The organism is Salinarimonas sp. (assembly GCF_046292825.1).
Lineage (GTDB): Bacteria > Pseudomonadota > Alphaproteobacteria > Rhizobiales > Beijerinckiaceae > Salinarimonas.
The window spans coordinates 1-22566 of record NZ_JBKBQG010000056.1; the positions used below are offsets into that span (position 1 = coordinate 1).

Sequence of the window (22566 nt, forward strand, 5' to 3'; positions counted from 1 at the left end):
GGGAGGGATGGGGGCGCGAATCCCTCCCCGTAGGGGAGGGTGGCCCCTGGAGCGGCAGCGACAGGGGTCGGGTGGGGCCCTACGCTTGAAGAACATTCTCCACCCGGGCCCCACCCGGCCTTTCTCGCTCCGCTCGAAAGTCCACCCTCCCCTCCGGGGAGGGATGTCGTCGGCGATGTCGCGCGCATCCCGCCCCTCCTCATTCCGAGAGGATCACGGCGGCGTCGGGAGGGAAGCCGATATGGACGCGGTCCTCCCAGTCGACGGGCCGATCGACGAAGCGGGTCATGTTGGCGCGCGAGACGCGGATGATCTGCCCGGTGTCGAGCTTGATGCGGTAGATCGTCCAATCGCCGAGATAGCCGATGTCCCAGACCTCGCCGGAGAGGACGTTGGGGAGGTCGGGCCGCTCGTGGGAGACGACCATCTTCTCCGGCCGCACGGCGACGGCGACGGCCTGGCCTTCGGACAGGACCTCGTCGGGATCGTCGATCTCGAGCGGGGTCGCGGCGGCGGGGGTGGCGACGCGCCACAGGCCGCTCTCGCAGCGGCTCCGAACGGCGCCCTCCAGGATGTTGATGTCGCCCACGAATTGCGCGACGAAACGGTTCTTCGGCTGCTCGTAGATCTCGCCCGGCGTCGCGACCTGCACGAGGCGTCCGTGGTCCATCACCGCGATGCGGTCGGCCATGGTCATGGCCTCCTCCTGGTCGTGGGTGACCATGAGGAAGGTGGTGCCGAGCTCGACCTGGATGTCCATCAGCTCGAACTGCGTCTCCTCGCGCAGCTTCTTGTCGAGCGCGCCGAGCGGCTCGTCGAGGAGGAGCACCTTCGGGCGCTTGGCGAGCGAGCGGGCGAGCGCGACGCGCTGGCGCTGGCCGCCCGAGAGCTGGTGGGGCTTGCGCGCGGCGAAGCGCTGCATCTGGACGAGCTCCAGCATCTCCGCGACGCGCGCGGCGATCTCGTCCTTCGGCAGCCCCTCCTGCTTGAGCCCGAAGGCGACGTTCTTCTCCACGCTCATGTGGGGGAAGAGCGCGTAGGATTGGAACATCATGTTGACCGGCCGCCGATAGGGCGGCACGCCCGCCAGATCCTCGCCGGCGAGCAGGATGCGCCCGGCGCTCGGTTCCTCGAAGCCCGCGAGCATGCGCATGAGCGTCGACTTGCCGCAGCCGGAGGGCCCGAGCAGGCAGAAGAACTCGTTCTCGAAGATCGAGAGATCCACGGTCTCGACCGCCACCGTCTCGCCGAAGCGCTTGGTGACGCCCTCGAAGCGGATCAGCGGGCGCGCGGCGGGGTCCTTCCACGGCGCGAAGGACTGGCGGACCGCGCCCACGGCGCGCGAGGTCTTCTCGGATACGGGCAATTCGGCCCTCCCCCAAGGCGGCGGCACGGCAAAGGCGAACGCCATTAGGGCAAAAGGAACGGGGGACGCAACACGTGCGTGACCCCAGCCGCGAGAAACCGCCGCGAGAACCCGCCTCAGAGGAAGTTCACGAGCGACAACCGCGAAAGGCTCGCGGTCGTCTGGTAGCTCGCCTGGAGGCGCGTCTGCAGGGTGAGGAGCGAGATCGCGGTTTCCTCCGCCGAGATGCCCTCCACCCCGTCGACCGCCTGCTGCAGCAGCGCGGCCGAGGCCAGGTGGCGCTCCTTGGCGGCGCCCATGCGCGAATGCGCGAGGCCGAGATCCACCGCGACGTTGCGCGGCATCGGCTCCTCGCTCATGAAGGCGGCGACCTCGCGGGCGAGCGCGTCGTATTGCTCCGCGCTCATGCCGCTCGCGCTCGTCGTGTCGGCGACGGACATCGCGGCGAGGCCGACGAGGAGGCGGCGGAAGGCGTCCTCGTTCGCGCGCGCGCCGATCGCGATCGTCTCCCCGTCGTCGATGCGGGCGCGCACCGTGTCGCGGGCGTCGAGCGGGGGCGTCGTGCCCGGGCGATCGGCGCCGGCGGGCTGCCACGCGGTGGAGTTCGGGCCGAAGAAATTGTCGACGAAGGCGAGGAGGCCGGCCGGATCGTTGCGCGAGACGAGCGGATCGGCGTCGATCGCGGCCTCGAGCGCGCTCATGATCTCGCCGACCGGCAGGACCGGCCGCTCGTCGCTCGCGCGCCCGGCGAAGAGGTGGTTGTCGCCGAATTTCGTGTTGAGGATGTCGACCGCGAAGGCGAGGTTGTTGCGCGCGAGCGCCTGGACCTGCGGGCGGCCTTGCGAATCACGGACGTTCGACATGGCGTCGAGTGCCATCGTGCGGGTGTCGGCGCCGATGCGATCGAGCTGCTCGACGGCCTGGATCGTCGCCTTGAGGCGCCCGTCCGTGCGGGTGATCGTCGCCTGGAAGCTCTCGAGCCGCGCGAGCTGGGCGCGGGCGTCGAGGCTCGTGCGCCGCTCGAAGCCGAGCCCGGCGAAATTGTCGGAGCGGCGGCCCGAGGCGAGCTGGCGCTGCAGCGCCTCGCCGGCGCGGCGCATGTCGGTGAGGCCGCGCGCGGTCTCGCGCATCGTGAAGGCGCCGGCGGCGAAGGGGGCGATGTTGGTCATGAGCGGGCGTCCCTCGTCAGATCCGCATCAGCGTTTCGAGCATCTCGCGCACCGCCGTCATGACGCGCGCATTGGCGCCGTAGGCGGTCTGAAGCATCACGAGCTGCGTCATCTCCTCGTCGATGTCGACGCCGGAGACCTCCGAGAAGCGGCCCTCGATGGCGGCGAGCGCGACGCGCTGGCCCTCGTCGAGCCGGGCGGCGGCCTCGGCGGCGGCGCCCTGGACCTCGATGATCCGCCGGGCGCCGGTCAGCGCGCTCGCCTCGAACACGGCGTTGCCGGCGAGGCCGAGGGTCGCGGGGAAGGTGATGTCCGCGTCGAGCCCGGCGCGCAGCGCCTGCGGCCGGGTCGCGTCGCCGGCGAGGCCGTCGACGAGGGCGGCCGGGTTCGTCGTCGCGACGGCGATCATCTGGGCGAAGCCGCGGGGCTGGTTCGGCCCCGTCGGCTGGTTGAAGAGCGCGAAGAGCGGCGGATCGCCGGGATTGACGCCGGGCTGCACGACGCGGGCGGCGATGCCGGCGGCGAGGGTGTCGAGCTGGGCCTGCGCCTGGACGAGGGTCACGTCGCGCATCTCCAGCGCGGCGCCGATCATGCCGGAGCGGAACGCGCCCGCCTGGACGAGATCGACCTCGAGCGCGCCGCCGGACGCGCGGATGATTCCGACGCTCTGCGGATCGGAGCCGGCGAGGCTGTCGGGGCCGAGCGTCGAGCGGGCGTCGAAGGTCAGCCGCACGGCCCGGGCGCCGTCGAACAGCGTCTGGCCCGAGCCCGTCGTGATCGTCACCGCGCCCGCATCCGCCGGCATCACCCGCAGGTCGACGAGGCGGGAGAGCTGGTCGATCAGGCGGTCGCGCTCGTCCTCGAGGGCGGCGGAGCGGGTGCTCGAGGAGACGATGCTCTGGTTGACGCGCTCGATGCCCTGGAGGAGCTCGTCGGCCTGGGCGACGCCCGAAGCGATGCGGCCCTCGGCCTCCGTGCGCAGCGCCTGGACGCCCGTGGCGATCTGGTTGATCCGCCGGGCGGCGGCGCGCGCGGCGTCGAGCACGCCGTTGCGGGCCGCCGCGCTCGCGGGATCGTCGACGAGCCGATCGAGGGCGCCGGCGAAGCCGTTCATCAGGGTGTCGAGGGCGCTCGCGGTGCCGGGCGCGCCGTAGAGCCGATCGAGCGCGCCCGCCATGTTCGCCCGCACGGAGGTGTAGCCCGCCCCCGAATTCTCCTGGCGCAGCTGGCGCTGCAGCACCGTGTCGAGGACGCGCTGGACCTCCCCGGTGCGCACGCCCGCCGAGCGGCCGCCCGCGACCGCCTCGACGGGGAGCGTGCGGCGCTTCGTGTAGCCGGGCGAGCCGGCATTGGCCACGTTCTGCGAGACGACGTTCATCCCCGCCTGCGTGGCGCGCAGGCCGGTCATCGCGGCGCTCAGGGCCGACATCAGAGTCATGGCGCTCGACCTCCGTCGAAGCCGGACGGATGCGGCGCACGCGCCCGGCGCCCCTTCTGGGCAAGCACCATGCCAGCGCAAATCCCTTGCGCTTTCCTTGTCTCGATCGTCGAGAACGCAGCGTCAGTCGGCGATTTTCGCCGGGTGGGCGGCAGATTCTGCCGGTGGGGCGGCTCCGCCGTCGTCGTCCCAGAGCCCGTCAGCGCGCCGCCGGGGCGAGGCCGGGCTGGGCGGCGTCGGCGGGGATGCCGAGGAGGAGGCGTGCGGCGCCCGAGCGCTGGATCAGAGCCTTCGCGTCGGGGACGAGATCGACATTGCCGAGCGGCCCCCTGAAGCCGAAGGTGAGGGCGGAGATGAGGTTCGCCTCGCCGACGGGGCCGTTGCTCTCGACCGCCGCCTTCGCGTCGATCGAGCGCTCGGAGACCGACAGGGTACCCTCCAGCATGCCGGAGACCCGCGCCCCGGTGAAGCGCGCGTCGACGAAACGGCCGCTTCCTTCCTCGACGACGAGGGTCGCGCTCGCGCTCGTGAAGGGCGTGCGGCCCGAGCGCAGGGTGTGGGCGGCGGTGAGCGGCTGCCGCTCGAACCGGCGCAGGGCCTCGGCGAGATCGATCCCGACGAACTCCCCGGCGGCGACTTCGAGCGCGACCGTGCCGTCGAGCGCGGCGAGGAGATCGTTGCCGCTGACGCCGGTGCCGGAGACGTCGAGCTCGAAGGCGCCGCGGCCGGTGATCCATTGCGTGCCGACGTCGCGGCTCACGATGCCGAAATCGATGTCGCGCCCCTCGCCCTCGAGGCGCAGCTCGACGCCCTCGGGACGTTCGACGAGGGCGAAGCGCGAGCGGACGGTCCCGCCCGCGAGCTCGGCCCGCGACAGCGAGGCCTCGACGCGGCCGGATTGGACGAGGAGGCTCAACGCGACGTCGGCGAGGCGAAGCCGCCCGGCCCGCGCGTCGGCGGCCGAGATCCGCAGGTCGAGATCGCCGGCCGTGACGCCTGCGAGCGAGAGCGGCACGCGCCGCACGGTCGCCGCCGGATCGGTCTGGTCGAGGATCGGCGCGATGAAGCGGGTGAAGTCGAGCCTGTCGGCGGCGAGCGTGCCGGTGACCGCCACGCGCCCGTCCTGGGCACGCGCGTTCATCGCGCCATCGAGGCGGTCCGACCCGAGGGTGACGCGTACGGCCGGCATCGACAGGGTGCGTCCGACGCCGGTGGCGTCGCCGTCGAGCCCGAGCGGGCCGACGAGCGGGCCCATCGGCAGGTCCGCGCCGAGCCAGGTGAGGAGTTCGGCGGCCGAGCGCGTCTCGGCGGCGAGACGCCCGGCGAACCAGGGCGTGTCGTGCCCGCGGGCAAGGGTCCCCTTCAGCGAGACGCGCCCGAGGCGGGAGGAGACGCGCAGGTCGACGGCGCTGCGGCGCCCCTGCATCAGCTCGGAGGGGACGAGCCCGGAAATCGAGACGTCGACGACCTCCCCGCGCAGGCTCCCGCGCCCTTGCACCGCGAGCGGCCCGCGCGGATCGGGCCAGGCGAGGGTGAGATCGACCCCGCGGGCGACCTCGCGACGCCCGTCGCGCGCATCGACGAAGGTGATCGTGACGTCGTGGAGACCGACCGATTCGATCTCGGTCGCCTCGCCCTCGACCATCCGGCGGGTCAGTTCGGCGAGGGCCGAATCCCAAGGCGACCGGCCCTCCGCGTCGATGCCGACATGGATCCGGGCCTGGGACAGGGACGCGTCGAGGAGGCGAATGCGGCCGTAGAGCAGGCGCGCCCAGGCGATGCGCGCCCGCAGCGCGCCCGCCCGCGCGACCTCCTCGCCTTCGGGCGTGGCGACCGTCACCCCCTCGAGCTTGATGCGCGGGACCGGCAGGAAGGCGATCGTGGTGCGGCCGGCGGCGGTGAGATCGAGCCCGATCTCGCGCTCGAGCTGGCGCCCGACGCTCGCCCGCAGCGCCTCGGAGGAGACGGTCCAGGGCGCCGCCGCCATCACCGCCAGGGCGACGAGGGCGAGCGCTGCGGCGCCGATGAGCGCTCTTCTGACAGTCGACTTGCGCATTCCCCACCGTCGTCGAGGCCAGGGCGTCGGCGTCGCGCCGATCGCGTCCGGCATTCTTAACCGCCGGCGCCGCGCTCGTGCAAACGCGGTGCCACGCTCTTCCCTCGACCCCAAACGCGGCGAAGGTGCGGCAGCGAGGCTCGGAACCCGCGCCATTGCGGCGGATCAAGGCATGCGTCGCGCGGGCGTGCTCGATTGGCAACACATCGCAAGATCACACCGGAGGAACACGAGCGTCATGAGTCTCCCCCATAGCTTCAAGCGAATCACGCTGCATCTCGCCCGCGACCGTCAGCATCCCGAGGGCTCGAGCCGCCACGGCTACGACATCGTCGCGCCGCTGGGCGCCGACGGGCGCATCGATCCGCAGGCCTGGCGCGAGCGCCGCGACGCTTGCCGGGTGCGCCGGTTCTGGGCCGGGGAGAAGGACGAGATCGGCCACCTGGTCCACCGGGCCGGCGGCGTCGGCGGTCACACTTGGGTGATCGACTACGATCCGGAGCGCAGCGACGACGACGAGGCGACCTATCGCCTGGGCGATCACGTGCTGCAGGTAGGGGAGTACGTCTCCATCGCGCACGAGGACGAGATGCACACGTTTCGCGTGATTTCGGTCGTGAATGCGGCGTGAGACCCGAGCGTACGTTCCGGGAGGAGCGAAAAACGGTCGCGATCGACCGATTCCGCTTGCGGTTCACATGTGAACGATCTATGTCCAGCCGCGTTGCGGCGAACGGACCACGTCCCGCCGCCGCACGGCCCTCCGGGGCGTTTCCTCCCTAGACTTACAGGGCCGCCGCAAGGCGGCTCTTTTTTTGCGCCGATCCCTTACTTGATCGCCCCTAGGGGCTTTTCCTCTCCCGCTTCGGAAACCGGACGTTAACCATTGGGGTTCGACAATCCCGATACCGCGAGGCGGTGTCCGGACGAGCGGACGAGCGGACGGGAACGGGCTCATGGGCGGCATGCACGAGACCAGGCACGAGCGAGAGCGCCCCGGCGGACGACGCGCCGGCTGCCGGATCGTGTCGATCGACGAGCATCGTCGGCGCCGCCCCGCGACCCCGCTCCCCGCCGACGCCCCGCGCGGTGTCGTTCTGCTCTTTACCGGGGTGATCTATGAGCGGGGACCCTCGAGAGACGCGAGCCGGACAGGCACCGCGCCGGGTCGCCGTCGCCGCTAGCGCGTCTCGCGCCGCGCTCTTCCTCGCGATTCCGCTCGCGATCGTGGCCTGCGCCCCGCAGGGCGATCTCGGCCGCCCGGCGCCTTCGCTCCTGACGGATCGCGCTCTGCCTTTCGTCGGCCGAATCGCGGCCGAGCTGCGCGGCGAGCCGGCCTCGTGGATGATTCTCACCGACGACGAGCGCGAGCTGCGCCGCCGCGCCTGGCGCTTCCTCATGCCCGCCCACGAAGGGCAGTCGATCGAGGCGGCGATCGCCGAGCTCTCCCGCGCCCGCGTGCTGCCGCCGCTCTCGGCGCCGGTCGAGGGCTACCATCATGCGCTCGTCGCCTCGCGCGGCGACTCGCCCGCGCCGCTCTTCCGTCGGATCGCGGAGGACGCCCAGGCCGACCGCGCGCTCCTGCCGCCCTTCCTCGCGATCGCGACGCGCGTCATGGAGGCGGACGAGGCGCGGCTGAAGATGCTCCTCCACGTGACCACCCTGGTCGAAGGCGAGGCGCGGGCGGCGGCGGCGCGGGTCGCGGAGAATCGCTGCCTCGTCGCCTGGGTCCGCGACGAGGCGGGCGCGCGGGCGGGGCGCTACCGCTACGCGCTCGAGCGGCTGGCGATCGCGGCGCCCCAGCGCGAGGCGATCGACGCCGAGCGGTCGGTCGTCGCGCTCGAGGCGGAGATCGGCGGGCTCGCGCGGCTCGACGTCGGCACGCTCGAAGCCTGCGCCGGCTACGCGGCCCGCGCGGAGATGGCCGCGGGCGGTCTCGAGCCGGGCCGCGCCGACGATCTCGGGGACGTGTTTCCGCTCAAGCGTTGAGAGCGCCGTCAGACCCAGCGCCAGCGACGGCTCTGCACGACGAGGACGCGGCCCTGCCAGATCTCCATGTGCGGCGCCTGCTCGGGCGCGTGGTCGCACAGATGGGCGAGCGCGGCGCGCGCGACGCCGCCGTGCGAGACGACGACCGTGTCGCGGGCGAGCGCGCCGAAGGCCGGCGCGATCCGGGAGAGGAGATCCGCGTAGCTCTCCCCGCCGGGCGGGCGATAGCCCCACTTGTCCGCCTCGCGCGCGATCGCCCGCTCGGGGTCGCGCGCGCGGATCTCCGGCCAGGTGAGCCCCTCCCACTCGCCGAAGCCGATCTCGACGAGCCGCTCGTCGGCACGGTACTCCGCCGCCGGCAGGCCGAGCGTCTCGCGCAGGATCTCCATCGTCTCCCGCGCGCGGGAGAGCGGGGAGGCTACGTAGTCGAGCGTGCCCGGATTGCGGACGAGGCCCTTCAGGATGCGCGCCGCCGCCGCCGCTTGGACGCGGCCGAGCGCGTTGAGGGGGATGTCCCGCCCGCCCTGCAGCCGCCCTTGCGCGTTCCAATCGGTCTCGCCGTGGCGGACGAGGTAGAGAACCGGTGCCGTCACGCGCGCTCTCAATCCCGATCGAGGGTGATGTCGGGCGCGTCGGGGTTCTTCATGCCCACGACGTGATAGCCGGAATCGACGTGGATGACCTCGCCCGTGACGCCCCGGCCCATGTCCGACAGGAGGAACACCGCGCTCTCGCCCACCTCTTCGATGGTGGTGTTCCGGCGCAGCGGCGCGTTGTAGGCGTTCCACTTGAGGATGTAGCGGAAATCGCCGATCGCGGACCCGGCGAGCGTCTTGATCGGCCCGGCCGAGATCGCGTTGACGCGGATGTTCTTCTCGCCGAGATCGGCGGCGAGATAGCGCACGGAGGCCTCGAGCGCGGCCTTGGCGACGCCCATGACGTTGTAGTGCGGCATCCACTTCTCGGCGCCGTAATAGGTCAGCGTCACGAGCGAGCCGCCATTCGTCATCAGCTTCTCGGCGCGTTGCGCAACGGCCGTGAAGGAATAGCAGGAGATGTTCAGAGAGCGGTTGAAGTTCGCCTCCGAGGTGTCGACGTAGCGTCCGGTCAGCTCGTCCTTGTCGGAGAAGGCGATGCAGTGGACGACGAAATCGAGCGAGCCCCACAGCTTCTCGACCTCGGCGAAGACGGCGTCCATCGAGGCGGGGTCGGTCACGTCGCAATGGCCGACGACCGCCGCGTCGAGCTCCTTGGCGAGCGGCTCGACCCGCTTGCGCAGCGCGTCCCCCTGATAGGTGAAGGCGAGTTCGGCCCCGTGCTGGCGCGCCGCCTTCGCGATCCCCCAGGCGATCGACCGGTTGTTGGCCACGCCCATGATGAGCCCGCGCTTGCCGGCCATGACGCCGGTCGTCGTGTTTTCTGCCATGAAACACCCGAATTGGTCTGTTTGGCCGCAGCCGCTTCCCGTCCGTGTCTTAGCCGACGCCGCCGCCGGGGGGAAGAGCAAGCACGCGACCGCCACGCCGCGTTGCGACGTTTTCCCCGGCCACGTCGTGCGGCGCTCGCGCGCGAAGCTATGCGGCGGAAACGGTGCGTGCCGGTTTCGCGCGCGCGGCGATGCGTACCGCGATCGCAACCATTGCGAGCGCCGTCGCGCAGAGGACGGCTCCGAGGCCGAAAACGGCCGCGCCGATGCCCGCGAGAAGCGGCCCCGCGACGATCGTCACCGACAGGGGCACGAGCCCGTGCGAGATCGCCGCGACGCGCCCGAAGGTGCGCGACGCCATCAGCGGCGAGACCTTCTCGGTGACGTAGCGCATCAGCGCGACGTTCACGCCAGCGAGCGTCGCCCCCTGCAGGGCCTGGAGGCCGGCGATCGCGATCGGATCGGTGGCGACGGTCAGGCCGAGCCAACGCACGATGCCGGCGATCGCCCCGATCGCGACGAGGGTCGCCGGCGCGATGCGCCGCAGGCCCGCGCGATCGCTCAGCAGGAAGACCACGATCTCGGCCAAGAGAGCCGCCGCCCAGAACAGGGCGATGGTCGTCGAGGAGAAGCCGAGGCTCGTCCAATAGAGGCTCCCGACGGCATAGAGGAGCGCGTGTGCGCCGAGCACCAGCGCGACCGCGAGCATCACGAGGAGCGCCGCGCGCGGCGGATCCGCATCGAGCGGGTGAGGCGAAGCGGCGCTGGACCGAGGCTTTCCGGGCGTATGGACGTCGTCCGCCGGCAGCGCGAGCGAAACGACCATGAGGGCCACGACGTAGCAGGCGACGAGCAGCACGATCGCGGCATCCGCGAGGACGACGGCGACGGCGCCGGCGATGGCGCTGGTCGTGAGCTTCGAAAGGGAACCGAAGGAGCGCGCGCGCCCGTACGGCACGGGTGTCAGAGCGAGCCGGCGCGACACGATGCTGTCGCCGAGCGGCATCACCGCGGACCAGAAGAGGCCGGACAGAAGGGCCACGCCCAGGATCTGCGGAAAGGTGTGCGCGAGCGCGAAGAGCGCGTTGCACAAAGCCGTGGCCGCGACGAGCCCGACCACGAGCCGCTTTCGCCATCCGGTCCGGTCCGCGAGCGCGCCCATCAGCGGGTCGACGAGGAGCTTGACCGCGATCGGCACCGACAGGACGAGCGAGACCTCCGCGAGCGAGAGCCCGCGCTCGTGCAGCCAGACGGGAAAGATCGTGTTGTACACGCCGGCCGACAGGAACACGGCGTAATAGAACAGGGCGATGCGGGCGGTCATGGGCACGACTCGGGGCGCGGGCGTGGGGTTGCGCCAGGAGTGATCATGCACGGATTGGCGGTGGGCGCAAAGGGGGCGGGGGGAGGCGCGTCGAAAACTCGCCGGAATTGCAGCGTCTGCGTTCCTGCCTGCGCTACCGACCGAGGCACGACCCGATGCGCCCGCTCGCCGCTCCACCATCCGCCACGCTCCGCCACACGATGCGCGGCATGATCGCCAACCGCCATCTCATGGGCATGCTCGCGTTCGGCGCCTTGCAGCAGGGGATCGTGGCGGGATCGATCGTGCTTCTCGGGCTCTCCGCGATGCGCCTCGCCGAGGGGGCGGTGTCGGAGGCGCTCGGGCTGTTCGTCGCGTATCTCGTCGCGCTGGTCCTGCCCTACGGCCCAGGCGTGGCGGCGCAATATTGCTGGCGCCTCTGGGCTGCGTCGAGCGTGCGCGACTTTCATGACGTCGGTGCCGATCGGCTTCCGGACCGGGCGATCGTCTTCGCGGATCGCGAGAGAGCCGAGGCCGTCTCGACGATCTTCTCCAACAGCGCGCCGAATGCGATCGGGCATGGGGCCGATTACGGTTACGACCTGTCGCAATGCGGGTTCGCGACCGTGTTCGGCATCATCGCGGTGGCGGCGATCGTCGATCCGATGCTCGCGATCGCATTCGCAGTCAGCATCCTGCTCTGCGCGGTCTACATGCGCCTCTTCTACGCGATCGCCGCCGACGCGGCGCATGCGGCGGAGGCGCGCCGGGTCGACACCGTCTCGCTCGCCCGGCGGATCTGGCCCAACGTCGTCCTCGCCAATCCGCTCTCGCGCACGACCTGGAAGGCGCGGCTCGCGCAGGCGCACGCGGCTCATCTCGCCGCCGTCGCGCGCGAGAGCCGCATCCGTTTCCTCTCGGCCGCGGCGCTCGCCATCGCGGCGATGTCGCCCGTCGTGATCGCGGCGGGCTTCCTCGCCTATGCCCACGCGGACGACGCGAGCTACCTCGCCGCGCTCCTCGTGACGATGCCGCGCGTGTTCTTCATCCTGTCGCTCCTGGGGCACATGATGGCGCTCGTGTTCGAATGGAGCCAGGTCGCCGGCCGGTTCGAGGTCGTCCGCTCGCTCCTGATTCCGGCCTCGCCCCGCGCACGGATCGACCTGTCGCGCATCGAGGTGCGCGTCGATGGCGAGAGGGAGAGGATCGAGACCGTCGAGCGCCTCGTCGAGTTCTGTCTCGCGGGTCCGCGCCGGATCACGATCCGAGGGGGCAACGGCGCCGGCAAGACGACGCTGCTTCTTTCGCTCAAGGAGCGGCTCGGGACGAGCGCCGTCTACGTGCCTCCCGATTGCGCGATCGACTTGCCTTCGCAGTCGGCCGGGGGATCGTCGGGCGAGCGCAAGCGGGCCGAGATCGAGGCGGTGCTCGCCGACCACGACCCCTGCATCGTCCTCCTCGACGAATGGGACGCCAATCTCGACGCGGAGAATCGGGAGATGACCTGCGCCGCGCTCGCCGCGGCGATCGTGCGCGGCTTCACCGTCGTCGAGATCACGCACCGCTGATGGGCGCCCCCCGTCTCACGAGATCCCCACCATCAGCTTCCCCGCGAGCGCGAGCATCGTCACCCCGATCACGCCCTCGAGCACGCGCCAGGCTTCAGGCTTCGCGAAGACCGGCCGCAGGAAGCGGGCGCCGTGGCCGAGCGCGAGGAAGAAGAGGGCCGAGGCGGTGGCGGCACCCGCGCCGAACGTGGCCGGCTCGTCGAATTGCGTCGAGACCGAGCCGATGAACACGACCGAATCGAGATAGACGTGCGGGTTGAGCCAGGTGAAGGCGAGGGTGAGGCCCATCACCCGCGGGAGCCCGCTCGCGCTCGGCTCCGCCCGCGCCGGATCGAGCGCACCCGTCCCCGTCGCCGCCGCGCGCAGGCTCGAGAGGCCGTACCAGACGAGGAAGGCCGCGCCCGCATAGGTCAGAGCCGGGGCGAGCCAGGGGGCGGCGGCGACCATCAGGCCGAATCCCGCAACGCCGGCGGCGATCAGGATCGCGTCCGACAGCGCGCATGTCAGCGTCACCGGCCAGACGTGCTCGCCCTTGAGGCCCTGGCGCAGCACGAAGGCGTTCTGCGCGCCGATCGCGACGATGAGGCCGAGGCTGACGAGGAAACCGGAGGTGAAGGCGAGCATGGGGGACGAGGCTCCGACGAGATCGCCCTTGCCCTACCGCGCTGTCCGGCATTAGAAAAACAAAATCGTCTATCCCCGCATTAGCGCTGCTTCATCGACCCATGCTCGACTACCCCCTCGTCGCCGCGGTCGCCGCCGTGATCCGCACCGGCTCCTTCGAGAAGGCGGCGGCGGAGCTCGGGGTCACGCCGTCTGCGGTGTCCCAGCGCGTGCGGCTCATCGAGGAGCGGCTCGGGACGGTGCTGATCGTGCGCGGCCAGCCCTGCCGCGGGACGCCGGCGGGGGAGCGGATCGCGCGGCATGCGGCGGAGGTGACGCTCCTCGAGCGCGAGCTCGCCGCCGAGATCGGGCTCGAGGCGTCGGCGCCCGCGCGGGTGCGGATCGCCGTCAACGGCGACAGCCTCGTCACCTGGTTCGTCGAGGCGATGGCGGGGGCGGCGAGCGGCGCGGGGGAGGGGGTGCTGTTCGACGTCGTCGTCGACGACGAGGCCCACAGCGCCGATTGGCTTCGCCGCGGCGAGGTGGCGGCCGCGGTCTCGACGAGCGCCGCCGCGGTCCAGGGCTGCGACGTCCACCCGCTCGGCGCCCTGCGCTACCGCGCCACCGCGAGCCCGGCTTTCTGCGCGCGCTGGTTCCCGGACGGGGTGAACGCGGCGGCGCTCGCGCGCGCGCCGAGCCTCCTCTATTCGGAGAAGGATCGGCTGCAGGAGCGCTTCGTCGAGGCGCTGCTCGGGCATGGGGTCCCGCTCCCCGCCCACCGCCTGCCCTCGAGCCGCGCCTTCCTCGACGCGGCCCGCGCCGGGCTCGGCTGGGGGATGAACCCGGAGCGGCTCGTCGCGCGCGACATCGCCGCCGGGCGTCTCGTCGATCTCGGGCCGCTGACGCCGCTCGACGTTCCGCTCGCCTGGCAGACGACCCGCATCGCGGCGCGCGCGCTGAGGGGGCTCACCGCGAGCGTGAAGAGGGCTGCGGGCGCGTGGCTCGTGCCGCCAGACCGGAACGCCGCGCTTGCGACTTAAGTTGACCTCCGAGAGCGGATATGTCAGCATTGCTGACATAATACGCGCGAAGATCGGGAATCGACGTGGCGCGGCGGAGGAGTGATGCCATGGACGATGTACGGGTCGACCGGACGAGTGCCGCCGAGACGCCGCAGGCGCGAGCCCTGCGCGAGGTCTCCCTCGACGACAAGTACGATCTGACGAAGGAGCGCGTCTTCCTCACGGGGACGCAGGCGATCATCCGCATGCTCCTGATGCAGCGCGAGCGCGACCGGCTCGCGGGCCTCGACACGCGCGGCCTCGTCTCCGGCTATCGCGGCTCCCCGATCGGCGGGCTCGACCTCAACCTCTACCGCGCCAAGAAGCAGCTCGAGGCGGCCGGCATCGTCTTTCAGCCGGGCCTCAACGAGGAGCTCGCCGCGACCGCGATCTGGGGCTCGCAGCAGGCGCAGATGCGCGGCGAGGGCAAGCACGACGGCGTCTTCGGCGTCTGGTACGGCAAGGGCCCGGGCGTCGACCGCTCGGGCGACGTCTTCCGCCACGCCAACATGGCGGGCGCCGCGCAGCACGGCGGCGTCCTCGCGCTGATGGGCGACGACCACACGGCCGAGAGCTCGACCGTGGCGCATCAGTCCGAATTCCACTTCGTCGACGTGATGATGCCCATCCTGAACCCGGCGGGCGTGCAGGAGATCCTCGATTACGGGCTCTACGGCTTCGCCATGAGCCGCTACACGGGGGCCTGGGTCGCCTTCAAATGCGTGAAGGACAATATCGAATCGACCGCCTCGGTCGAGACGGGCCTCGACCGGGTGAAGATCGTCATCCCCGAGGACTTCACGATGCCGCCGGGCGGGCTCAACATCCGCGCGGGCGACGTGATCCTCGAGCAGGAAGCGCGGCTCCACGACTTCAAGCGCGACGCGATGCTCGCCTTCGTGCGGGCGAACAACCTCAACCGCATCGTGCTCTCGGGCGGGCGCAACCCGAAGATCGGGATCATCACGGTCGGCAAGTCCTATCTCGACGTGCGCCAGGCGATGGACGAGCTGGGGCTCGACGAGGTCAAGGCGAACGACATGGGGCTTCGCCTCTACAAGGTCGCCTGCCCCTGGCCGCTCTCGCAGCGCGAGCTCGTCGACTTCGCGCGCGATCTCGATCTGATCATGGTGGTCGAGGAGAAGCGCTCGCTCATCGAGGTGCAGGTCCGCGAGGAACTCTACGGCACCGCCAACCAGCCCGTCTGCATCGGCAAGAAGGACGAGGGCGGCTCCTGGCTCTTCCCCGTCAAGGGCGCGCTCGATTCGAACGACATCGCCATCGCGCTCGGCGAGCGGCTGATGCGCTACCATTCGGACGAGGACCTGCGCGGGCGCGTCGAGCGGCTGCGGGAGGCGCAGACCGTGCTCGCGCTGACGAAGGACGTCGCGACCCGCACGCCGCATTTCTGCGCCGGCTGCCCGCACAACACCTCGACCAAGGTGCCCGACGGCATGCGAGCCTATGCCGGCATCGGCTGTCACTACATGGTCCAGTGGATGGACCGCTCGACCGACGGCTTCACCCAGATGGGCGGCGAGGGCGCGAACTGGATCGGCGAGGCGCCCTTCTCGAAGCGCGGCCACGTCTTCCAGAATCTCGGCGACGGCACCTACAACCATTCGGGCGTGCTCGCGTTGCGCTGGGCGATCCACACGAAGACGCACATCACCTACAAGATCCTCTTCAACGACGCGGTCGCCATGACGGGCGGCCAGCCCCACGAGGGCGGGCTCACCGTCGACATGATCGCGCGCCAGGTGCGCGCGGAGGGCGTCTCGCGGATCGCGCTCGTCACCGACGAGCCGGACAAGTATCCGAAGACGATCGAATGGCCGAGCGGCATGACGATCCATCACCGCACCGAGCTCGAGAGCGTGCAGCGCGCGCTCGCCGAGGTCGAGGGCGTGTCGGTGATGATCTACGATCAGACCTGCGCCTCCGAGAAGCGTCGGCGCCGCAAGCGCGGCACCTTCCCCGATCCCGACAAGCGCGTGATCATCAACGAGCTCGTCTGCGAGGGCTGCGGGGATTGCTCCGTGCAGTCGAACTGCGTCGCCGTGCAGCCGCTCGAGACCGAATACGGGCGCAAGCGCCAGATCGACCAGTCGAACTGCAACAAGGACTTCTCCTGCGTGCAGGGCTTCTGCCCGTCCTTCGTGACGGTGCACGGCGCCAAGCCCAAGAAGGCGAAGATCGCCGGCTCGGCGGATTCGCTGCCCGAGGCCGTGCCCGAGCCGACCATCCCCGAGATCGACCGCACCTGGAACTGCATCGTCACGGGGGTCGGCGGCACCGGCGTCGTCACGATCGGCGCGATCATCGGCATGGCCGCCCATCTCGAGGGCAAGGGCTGCGGCATGATCGACATGGCCGGCCTCGCGCAGAAGGGCGGGGCGGTCTACAGCCACGTGCGGCTCGCGCGCACGCCCGACGAGATCCACGCGATCCGCGTCGCGGCGGGCTCGGCCGATCTCGTGCTCGGCTGCGATCTCGTGGTGACCGGCACGAAGAAGGTGCTCGCGGGCGTGTCGGCGGGTCGCACGGCGCTCGTCGTCAACACCGCGGAGGTCTTCCCCGGCGACTTCACCCGCAACGCCGATTTCTCGCTGCCGGCCGAGCGTCTGCGGCGCGAGATCAACCGCGTCGCGGCGGGCGAGAAGGTGGACTTCCTCGACGCGACCGCCATCGCCACCGCCGTTCTCGGCAACGCGATCGCGGCCAACATGATGATGCTCGGCTTCGCCTATCAGCGCGGCGCGATCCCGCTGACGGGCGCCGCGATCGAGCGGGCGATCGAGCTCAACGGCGAGGCGGTCGCGATGAATCTCGAGGCCTTCCGCCTCGGGCGCCGCGCGGCCGCCCATCCGGCGGGGCTCGCGAGCCTCGTTTCGTCGCTCAAGGCGCCGACGCCCGCGCGCACGCTCTCGCAGAGCCTCGACGAGGCGATCGCGCGGCGCGTCGAGTTCCTCACCGCCTATCAGAGCGCGCGCTACGCCCGGGTCTACGAGCGTCTCGTCGCCAAGGTCCGCGACGCGGAGGCCGAGCGGGTGCCCGGCTCGGAGACGCTCTCGGAAGCGGTCGCGCGCAATCTCTTCAAGCTGATGGCCTACAAGGACGAGTACGAAGTCGCGCGGCTCTATACCGACGGCTCGTTCCAGCGGCAGGTCGAGCAGACCTTCGAGGGCGAGAACCTGCGGCTCGAATTCCACCTCGCGCCGCCGATCCTCGGTCGCAAGGACAAGTCCGGCCGGCCGATGAAGACGACCTTCGGGCCCTGGATGCTGAAGGGTTTCGGGGTCCTCGCCAAGCTGAAGGGCCTGCGCGGCACGCCCTTCGACGTGTTCGGCTACACCCACGAGCGCCGCACGGAGCGCCGCCTGATCCGCGAGTACAAGGCGCTCGTCGAGGAGATCGTGGAGAAGCTCACGCGGGAGAACCACGTCACGGCCGTGGGCCTCGCCTCGATCCCGGCGAAGATCCGCGGCTTCGGCCACGTCAAGGAGCGCCACCTCGCCGCCGCCAAGGCCGAGGAGGCGGCGCTTCTCGAGCGCTTCCGCAACCCGGACGCGGAGCCGCTGGCGAAGGCGGCGGAGTGATCGGGGTGTCGTTCCGGACGCTGAAGGGCGATCCGGGACCCCCGCCTCGTCATTCCGGGGCGCGAAGCGAGCCCGGAACCCAGAACCCCGACGTTGGTTCGAGCGCGCATGCGCGCTCGCTCTCCACGTCCATGCAATTGATGCGTGGAGGGACGCAGCCTATAGGCTGCTCCTCGGAGGTCGGGAGTCTGGGTTCCGGGCTCGCTTCGCGCCCCGGAATGACGGCGTGGGGTTATGCGGCAGTGTTTCCTCGCCCTCCGGCGGAAGAGGGGGCTCTCTGCCCCCTCCGCGCCGTCAGAAGATCGGCATGCCCAGCGCGCGCATGCGCTGGATGGCGACGGGGCTCAGGCGGTAATCGGCGGTGTCGTCGCTGACGATGAAGCGGCGGTTGACGATGTCGATCGGCTTCGTCCCGCTCGCGAGCTGGCGGACCTCGTCGGGCGAGAGGTAGATCCGCAGGGCCGCGACGAGGTCCTCGTGGTGGCCGTTGTTGGGATCGTTGTTGTTCGACAAGCGGTAGAAGTCGATGAATGTGCCGCTCGGGTCGCTGTTCACCGCGGTGTAGTTGAACTTCGGATCGGTGAGGGTGTCGAACTGGTGGGCGCCGGTGAGGCGCAGCGTCTGGCCGGGCGCGAGCACGCCGGCGATCGAGCCGGTATTGTGGAGATCGTGGTCGCGGGTCGCGCGCGGCACGCCGCGGGCCTCCCAATAGCGCCAATAGATCTCGTCGATGTCGTCGAGATTGTTGATGTTGGTCAGCTCCTCGGCGATGTACTGCTCGAGCGCGTCGCCTTCGAGCCCCTGCCGACGGCCCTGGTCGTAGAGCTGGTGGAAGGCGGCGGGGTGGCCGGAGATGTAGACCTGGCCCTCGAGGTCGCCGTTCGGCGCGACGTTCATCGAGACGCCGCTGAACTGGCCGAAATCGCCGCGGGCGACGCGGTTGAAGAAGGTCGGGTCGCGCAGATGGTCGCCGCGGCGCAGCTCGTCCTTGGCGTGGACCATGCCGATGCCGTCGAGCGTGTAATAGCCGTGGCCGTCGTGGCCGAGCATGCCGTGCATGCCCCCATGGCCGACGCCGCCCATGCCGCCGTGGCCGCCCGCATGGCCCGTCCCAGGCATGCCGTGGCCCATATGCGGCCGGCCCATGCTCGGCATCCCGGCGGGGTTCGTCCCGCTGATGACCTCCTGCGGCACCGGCATGCCGGGGCGCCAGCCGGTGATCGGCATCATCGGGCCGTTGCCGGGGAGCATGCCGGGAGGGGCCATCCCCGGCGCCAGTCCGGGGGCCATGTTGCCGGGACCCATCCCGCCGGGCATCGTGCCCGGGAAGGGCGGGGCGCTCGGCATCGGCGCGGAGGCCCCGGCGAGCGGGCGGAAATCGAAGGCGCTGAGCGGCTGGCCGTTGGCGTTCGTCGGCATCTGCGAGCCGAGATTGCCTGCGCAGCCGCAGCTCGAGGCGTTGCTGCGCGCGCAGCCGCCGGCGGCGAGCGGCGCGCCCATCGTCTGCCCGCCGCCGGGCTGACCGGCGCCGACATAGACCCAGACCGGGACCCATTGGCCGAAACCGGGCATCGTACCGGTCGCCGTGCCCATGGCCGGCCCCTGCGGGATGGCGAGCGGCGAACCGCGCCCGCCCGCGCCCATCGCGATGCTCGTCTGCAGATCGAGCTGAGCGCGGTCGAGCGCTTGCTGGAAATCGTTTCCGGGCTGGCGAGCCCTGCCGTAGAGCCCCTCGTTCCCGATGGAGTTGATCGCGTTCATCGCCGGATCCCTCTCAGCATCATGCCATTCGAACTCGCGCGGACGATAACCGCCGCGTTAATGCATCGTCAAGAATAAATACAACCTCTCGCGAGAGAGGAGTCCAACGTTTTCGTGAAATATGCGAATGATGTAAATGCCTCCGGTATATGATCTATGTGCATTGATAATGACAAGATATCGCAAGTAGGCGCTATTTAGAATTACTACAACATATATCTCTCGACGGTGGCCCGATCCGTGCTAGTGTGGCGGTCCGTCATTCGAGAGGCCTCCCGTGCCCAATCCCAGAACGTCCAATTCCCCGCGCCGCGTCATGCTGCTGACGGGGGCGAGCCGCGGCATCGGCCACGCGACCGTCAAGCGCTTCTCGGCCGCCGGCTGGCGCGTGATCACCGCCTCGCGCCACGCTTTCCCCGAGAATTGTCCCTGGGAGATGGGCCCGGAGGACCACCTCCAGGTCGATCTCGCGAGCCCGGAGGACACGGTGCGCGCCATCGCCGACGTGCGCACGCGCCTCGAACTCGAGGGCTCGTGCCTGCACGCGCTCGTGAACAATGCGGGCATTTCGCCCAAAGGTCCCGGCGGCAGCCGGCTCGACGTGCTCGATTGCCCGTTCTCGACCTGGAGCCACGTGTTCCAGGTGAACTTCTTCTCGACAGTCCTGCTCGCCCAGGGCCTCAAGGAGGAGCTCTGCCGCGCCAAGGGCTCGATCGTGAACGTCACCTCGATCGCCGGCTCGCGCGTCCACCCCTTCGCGGGGGCGGCCTATTCCACCTCGAAGGCGGCGCTCGCGGCGCTGACCCGCGAGCTCGCGGGCGATTTCGGCCCGCTCGGGGTGCGCGTGAATGCCATCTCGCCGGGCGAGATCGACACCTCGATCCTCTCGCCGGGCACGGAGAAGATCGTCGAGCAGATCCCCATGCGCCGCCTCGGCACGCCCGACGAGGTCGCCAAGGCGATCTACTTCCTGTGCACCGACGCGAGCTCCTACGTGAACGGCGCCGAGCTGCACATCAACGGCGGCCAGCACGTGTAGCCGGGGGCGGCGCTCTCGAAGCTCGTGAATTGGTCCGGGTCGTCATCCCGGATCGCCTTCGGCGTCCGGGACGACGGCCCTTGGAGATCGCCCCCCCGCATCACTCCGCGGGCGCGGCCGCCTCGGCGCTGGCGCGGGTGCGGGTCGTCTCGCGGCCCGGCCTCGGATGTCGCGGGACGAGGAAGGCGAGGGAGAGCGAGACGAGGGCGATCCCGGCGCCGATCAGGAACACGCGCGAGGGATCGCTCATCCAGATCACCCCGAACGTGACCGGCATCGCCACGGCGGCGATGTGGTTGATGGTGAAGGCGACCGAGGCGGTGGGCGCGATGTCGGCGGGATCGGCGATCTTCTGGAAATAGGTGCGCTGGGCGATGGTCAGCGTGTAGAACACCCCGTCGAGCACGAACAGCGCGCCCGCGACCAGGCCCGAGCGGGTGAAGGCGTAGCCGACGAAGACGATCACGAGCATCACGTTCTCGAGGATGATCGTCGCCCGCTCGCCGAAGCGCGCGATCATGCGGCCCATCAGGGGCGCGGCGATCATGTTGATCGCGCAGGTGAGGAACAGGAGCTTCGCCAGCGCCGCCACGTCGTAGCCGAAGCGCTCGACGAGGAGGAAGGCGCCGAAGGCCATGAACAGCTGCCGCCGCGCGCCGGACAGGAAGGTGAGCGCGTAATAGAGCCAATAGCGCGAGCGCAGGATGATGCCCTTGTTCTGCACCACCGAGCCCTGGAAGCGCCGGAAGGTCGCCATCGCGAGGAGCGCGAGCGCGATCGTCGCGCCGCCGGCCGCGAGGAACAGGAGCTCGAAGCTCGGCTCCATGAGGAAGTACACCCCCGCGATCCCGCCATAGGCGACGAGCTGCGCGCCCGCCGAGGCCGCATGGATGCGGCCGAGCCCGACCGGCGCCTCCTTCTTCGAGAGCAGCTGCAGGGAGAGCGCCTGGTTCGCCGTCTCGAAATAATGGAAGCCGATCGACATGATCGTCGTCGTCAGAAGCAGCCCCCAGAAGCTCGGCAGATAGCCCGTCAGGGCGATGCCGAGGCCGAGCAGGAGGAGGGAGACGTAGGCGAGCGTCTGCTCGCGCATGATCATGAACAGGAACACCGCCGTGAAGGCGAGGAAGCCCGGGATCTCGCGCACGGACTGGAGGACGCCGATCTGGAACCCGTCGAACCCCGCCGCCTCCTTGGCGAAATTGTTGAGGAGCGCCTGCCAGCTCGCGAAACCGAGCCAGTTCACGAAGGCGAGCGCCATCAGGAAGACGAGGGGAGACGCCAGGAGGGGGCTGCGTGGGGGCACGATTCGTTTCCGATGCGATCGGCGAAGGATCGACACAACGCCCCGAGAGCACCGGTTGTCAAACGGCGATGCCGCCCGCCGCGTCTGCGTGTTCGCGCGTTGCGCCGTGTCAAGGCGGGGCTCTCGCGGCGTGGCAGGATGGCCGCGAACCGATCCTCAAGGGAGGCCGAAGCCATGTACAAGACGATTCTCGTCCCCGTCGACCTCGCCGAGCCGAAGGCCTCCGAGGAGGCGCTCGCCCGCGCCGCCGCGCTCGCCGATGTCGGCGACGGCACGGTGCGCCTCGTCTACGTGCGCCCGCTTACCCCCGTCACCTACATGGAATACGTGCCGCCGAACTTCGAGGCCGACCAGCAGCGCGAGACCGAGGAGGGCCTCGCCGCGATCGCCGCGAGCGTGCCCCTCCCGAGCGAGCGCGTCTCCGCCGTCGTGCGCCTGGGTTCCGTCTATCACGAGGTGCTCGACGAGGCGGAGAATTGCGGCGCCGATCTCGTGGTGGTGGGCTCGCATCGGCCGACGATGGCGACCTATCTGCTGGGCTCGAACGCGACGACCATCGTGCGCCACGCCCGCTGCTCGGTGCTCGTGGTGCGGTGAGAGAGCATGGATAAACGACGGGGGCCGGCCATCCCGGGCCGCGAAGCGGACCCGGGATGGCCTGGGCCGGTCGTCGGTGGCACGCAGCCTAAAGGCTGCGACTGGCAGGTCGTGGTCATGGGTCCCGGATCGCCTTCGGCGTGCGGGATGACTGAGACGCTACACCGTGTCATCCCCGGCCGGAGCACGCGTAGCGTGCGCAGGGGAAGCAACTAATATTCACGCGGCATTTTCGACCCATGGGGTGCCCCTGGCGAGGACGGCGTTGATCTGGACGAGGAGCTT

Annotated in this window: 17 protein-coding genes; 7 read left to right on the forward strand and 10 right to left on the reverse strand. The window is 70.4% G+C overall.

Going from position 1 to position 22566, the window contains the following annotated elements; all coding sequences use genetic code 11:
* Nucleotides 1–199: 199 nt before the first annotated feature.
* The 4 genes from ACK4UM_RS18740 to ACK4UM_RS18755 all read right to left on the reverse strand — a co-directional run bounded on the left by ACK4UM_RS18740 (nt 200) and on the right by ACK4UM_RS18755 (nt 6029).
* On the reverse strand, nt 200–1366 hold the full coding sequence (locus ACK4UM_RS18740; RefSeq protein WP_409802360.1) for an ABC transporter ATP-binding protein: 1167 nt from the start codon (nt 1364–1366) through the stop codon (nt 200–202).
* Between the two features lie 116 nt (nt 1367–1482).
* Nucleotides 1483–2535, reverse strand: a complete 1053-nt coding sequence (locus ACK4UM_RS18745; RefSeq protein WP_409802361.1) for a hypothetical protein — start codon at nt 2533–2535, stop codon at nt 1483–1485.
* Between the two features lie 16 nt (nt 2536–2551).
* Nucleotides 2552–3973 (reverse strand): flagellar hook-associated protein FlgK, encoded by a 1422-nt coding sequence (gene flgK / locus ACK4UM_RS18750; RefSeq protein ID WP_409802362.1) that lies wholly within the window; start codon nt 3971–3973, stop codon nt 2552–2554.
* 199 nt (nt 3974–4172) lie between these two features.
* A complete protein-coding gene (locus ACK4UM_RS18755) occupies nt 4173–6029 on the reverse strand; it encodes an AsmA family protein (protein ID WP_409802363.1) in 1857 nt (618 codons plus the stop codon).
* On the opposite strand from ACK4UM_RS18755, the gene ACK4UM_RS18760 reads away from it, so the two are divergent.
* Entirely contained in the window at nt 5998–6660 is a 663-nt protein-coding gene (locus tag ACK4UM_RS18760; protein ID WP_409802364.1) for a hypothetical protein, read from the forward strand. The two genes, ACK4UM_RS18755 and ACK4UM_RS18760, sit on opposite strands and share 32 nt — an antisense overlap.
* A gap of 596 nt (nt 6661–7256) precedes the next feature.
* Nucleotides 7257–8018, forward strand: coding sequence for a hypothetical protein (locus ACK4UM_RS18765; protein ID WP_409802365.1), 762 nt, complete (start codon nt 7257–7259; stop codon nt 8016–8018).
* An 8-nt stretch (nt 8019–8026) separates the two neighbouring features.
* On the opposite strand, the gene ACK4UM_RS18770 is transcribed toward ACK4UM_RS18765, so the two are convergent.
* From ACK4UM_RS18770 to ACK4UM_RS18780, 3 genes are all read right to left on the reverse strand, one after another.
* The gene (locus tag ACK4UM_RS18770; protein ID WP_409802366.1) at nt 8027–8611 is read right to left on the reverse strand and encodes a histidine phosphatase family protein; all 585 of its coding nucleotides are present in this window, start codon (nt 8609–8611) and stop codon (nt 8027–8029) included.
* Nucleotides 8612–8619: 8 nt separating this feature from the next.
* Nucleotides 8620–9444, reverse strand: coding sequence for an enoyl-ACP reductase FabI (fabI, locus tag ACK4UM_RS18775; protein WP_409802367.1), 825 nt, complete (start codon nt 9442–9444; stop codon nt 8620–8622).
* Between the two features lie 148 nt (nt 9445–9592).
* Entirely contained in the window at nt 9593–10768 is a 1176-nt protein-coding gene (locus tag ACK4UM_RS18780) for an MFS transporter (RefSeq protein WP_409802368.1), read from the reverse strand.
* 209 nt (nt 10769–10977) lie between these two features.
* Between ACK4UM_RS18780 and ACK4UM_RS18785 the strand changes: the two genes are divergently transcribed.
* Nucleotides 10978–12315: an ABC transporter ATP-binding protein gene (locus tag ACK4UM_RS18785; protein ID WP_409802369.1), complete on the forward strand. Its 1338-nt coding sequence runs from the start codon at nt 10978–10980 to the stop codon at nt 12313–12315.
* A gap of 15 nt (nt 12316–12330) precedes the next feature.
* On the opposite strand, the gene ACK4UM_RS18790 is transcribed toward ACK4UM_RS18785, so the two are convergent.
* Entirely contained in the window at nt 12331–12939 is a 609-nt protein-coding gene (locus ACK4UM_RS18790) for a LysE/ArgO family amino acid transporter (RefSeq protein WP_409802370.1), read from the reverse strand.
* A 101-nt stretch (nt 12940–13040) separates the two neighbouring features.
* Between ACK4UM_RS18790 and ACK4UM_RS18795 the strand changes: the two genes are divergently transcribed.
* Both ACK4UM_RS18795 and ACK4UM_RS18800 read left to right on the forward strand, forming a co-directional pair.
* Entirely contained in the window at nt 13041–13958 is a 918-nt protein-coding gene (locus ACK4UM_RS18795; RefSeq protein ID WP_409802371.1) for a LysR family transcriptional regulator ArgP, read from the forward strand.
* An 89-nt stretch (nt 13959–14047) separates the two neighbouring features.
* A complete protein-coding gene (locus tag ACK4UM_RS18800; RefSeq protein ID WP_409802372.1) occupies nt 14048–17578 on the forward strand; it encodes an indolepyruvate ferredoxin oxidoreductase family protein in 3531 nt (1176 codons plus the stop codon).
* Between the two features lie 294 nt (nt 17579–17872).
* Here the strand turns inward: ACK4UM_RS18800 and ACK4UM_RS18805 are convergent, their stop codons facing one another.
* The gene (locus tag ACK4UM_RS18805; protein ID WP_409802373.1) at nt 17873–19339 is read right to left on the reverse strand and encodes a hypothetical protein; all 1467 of its coding nucleotides are present in this window, start codon (nt 19337–19339) and stop codon (nt 17873–17875) included.
* A 316-nt stretch (nt 19340–19655) separates the two neighbouring features.
* Here ACK4UM_RS18805 and ACK4UM_RS18810 point away from each other — a divergent pair, with 316 nt between their 5' ends.
* Complete coding sequence (locus ACK4UM_RS18810; protein WP_409802376.1) at nt 19656–20378, forward strand: SDR family NAD(P)-dependent oxidoreductase; 723 nt, start codon at nt 19656–19658, stop codon at nt 20376–20378.
* Between the two features lie 100 nt (nt 20379–20478).
* Here the strand turns inward: ACK4UM_RS18810 and ACK4UM_RS18815 are convergent, their stop codons facing one another.
* A complete protein-coding gene (locus ACK4UM_RS18815) occupies nt 20479–21684 on the reverse strand; it encodes an MFS transporter (RefSeq protein WP_409802374.1) in 1206 nt (401 codons plus the stop codon).
* A gap of 174 nt (nt 21685–21858) precedes the next feature.
* On the opposite strand from ACK4UM_RS18815, the gene ACK4UM_RS18820 reads away from it, so the two are divergent.
* Entirely contained in the window at nt 21859–22281 is a 423-nt protein-coding gene (locus tag ACK4UM_RS18820) for a universal stress protein (protein WP_409802375.1), read from the forward strand.
* The last annotated feature ends 285 nt before the right edge of the window (nt 22282–22566 follow it).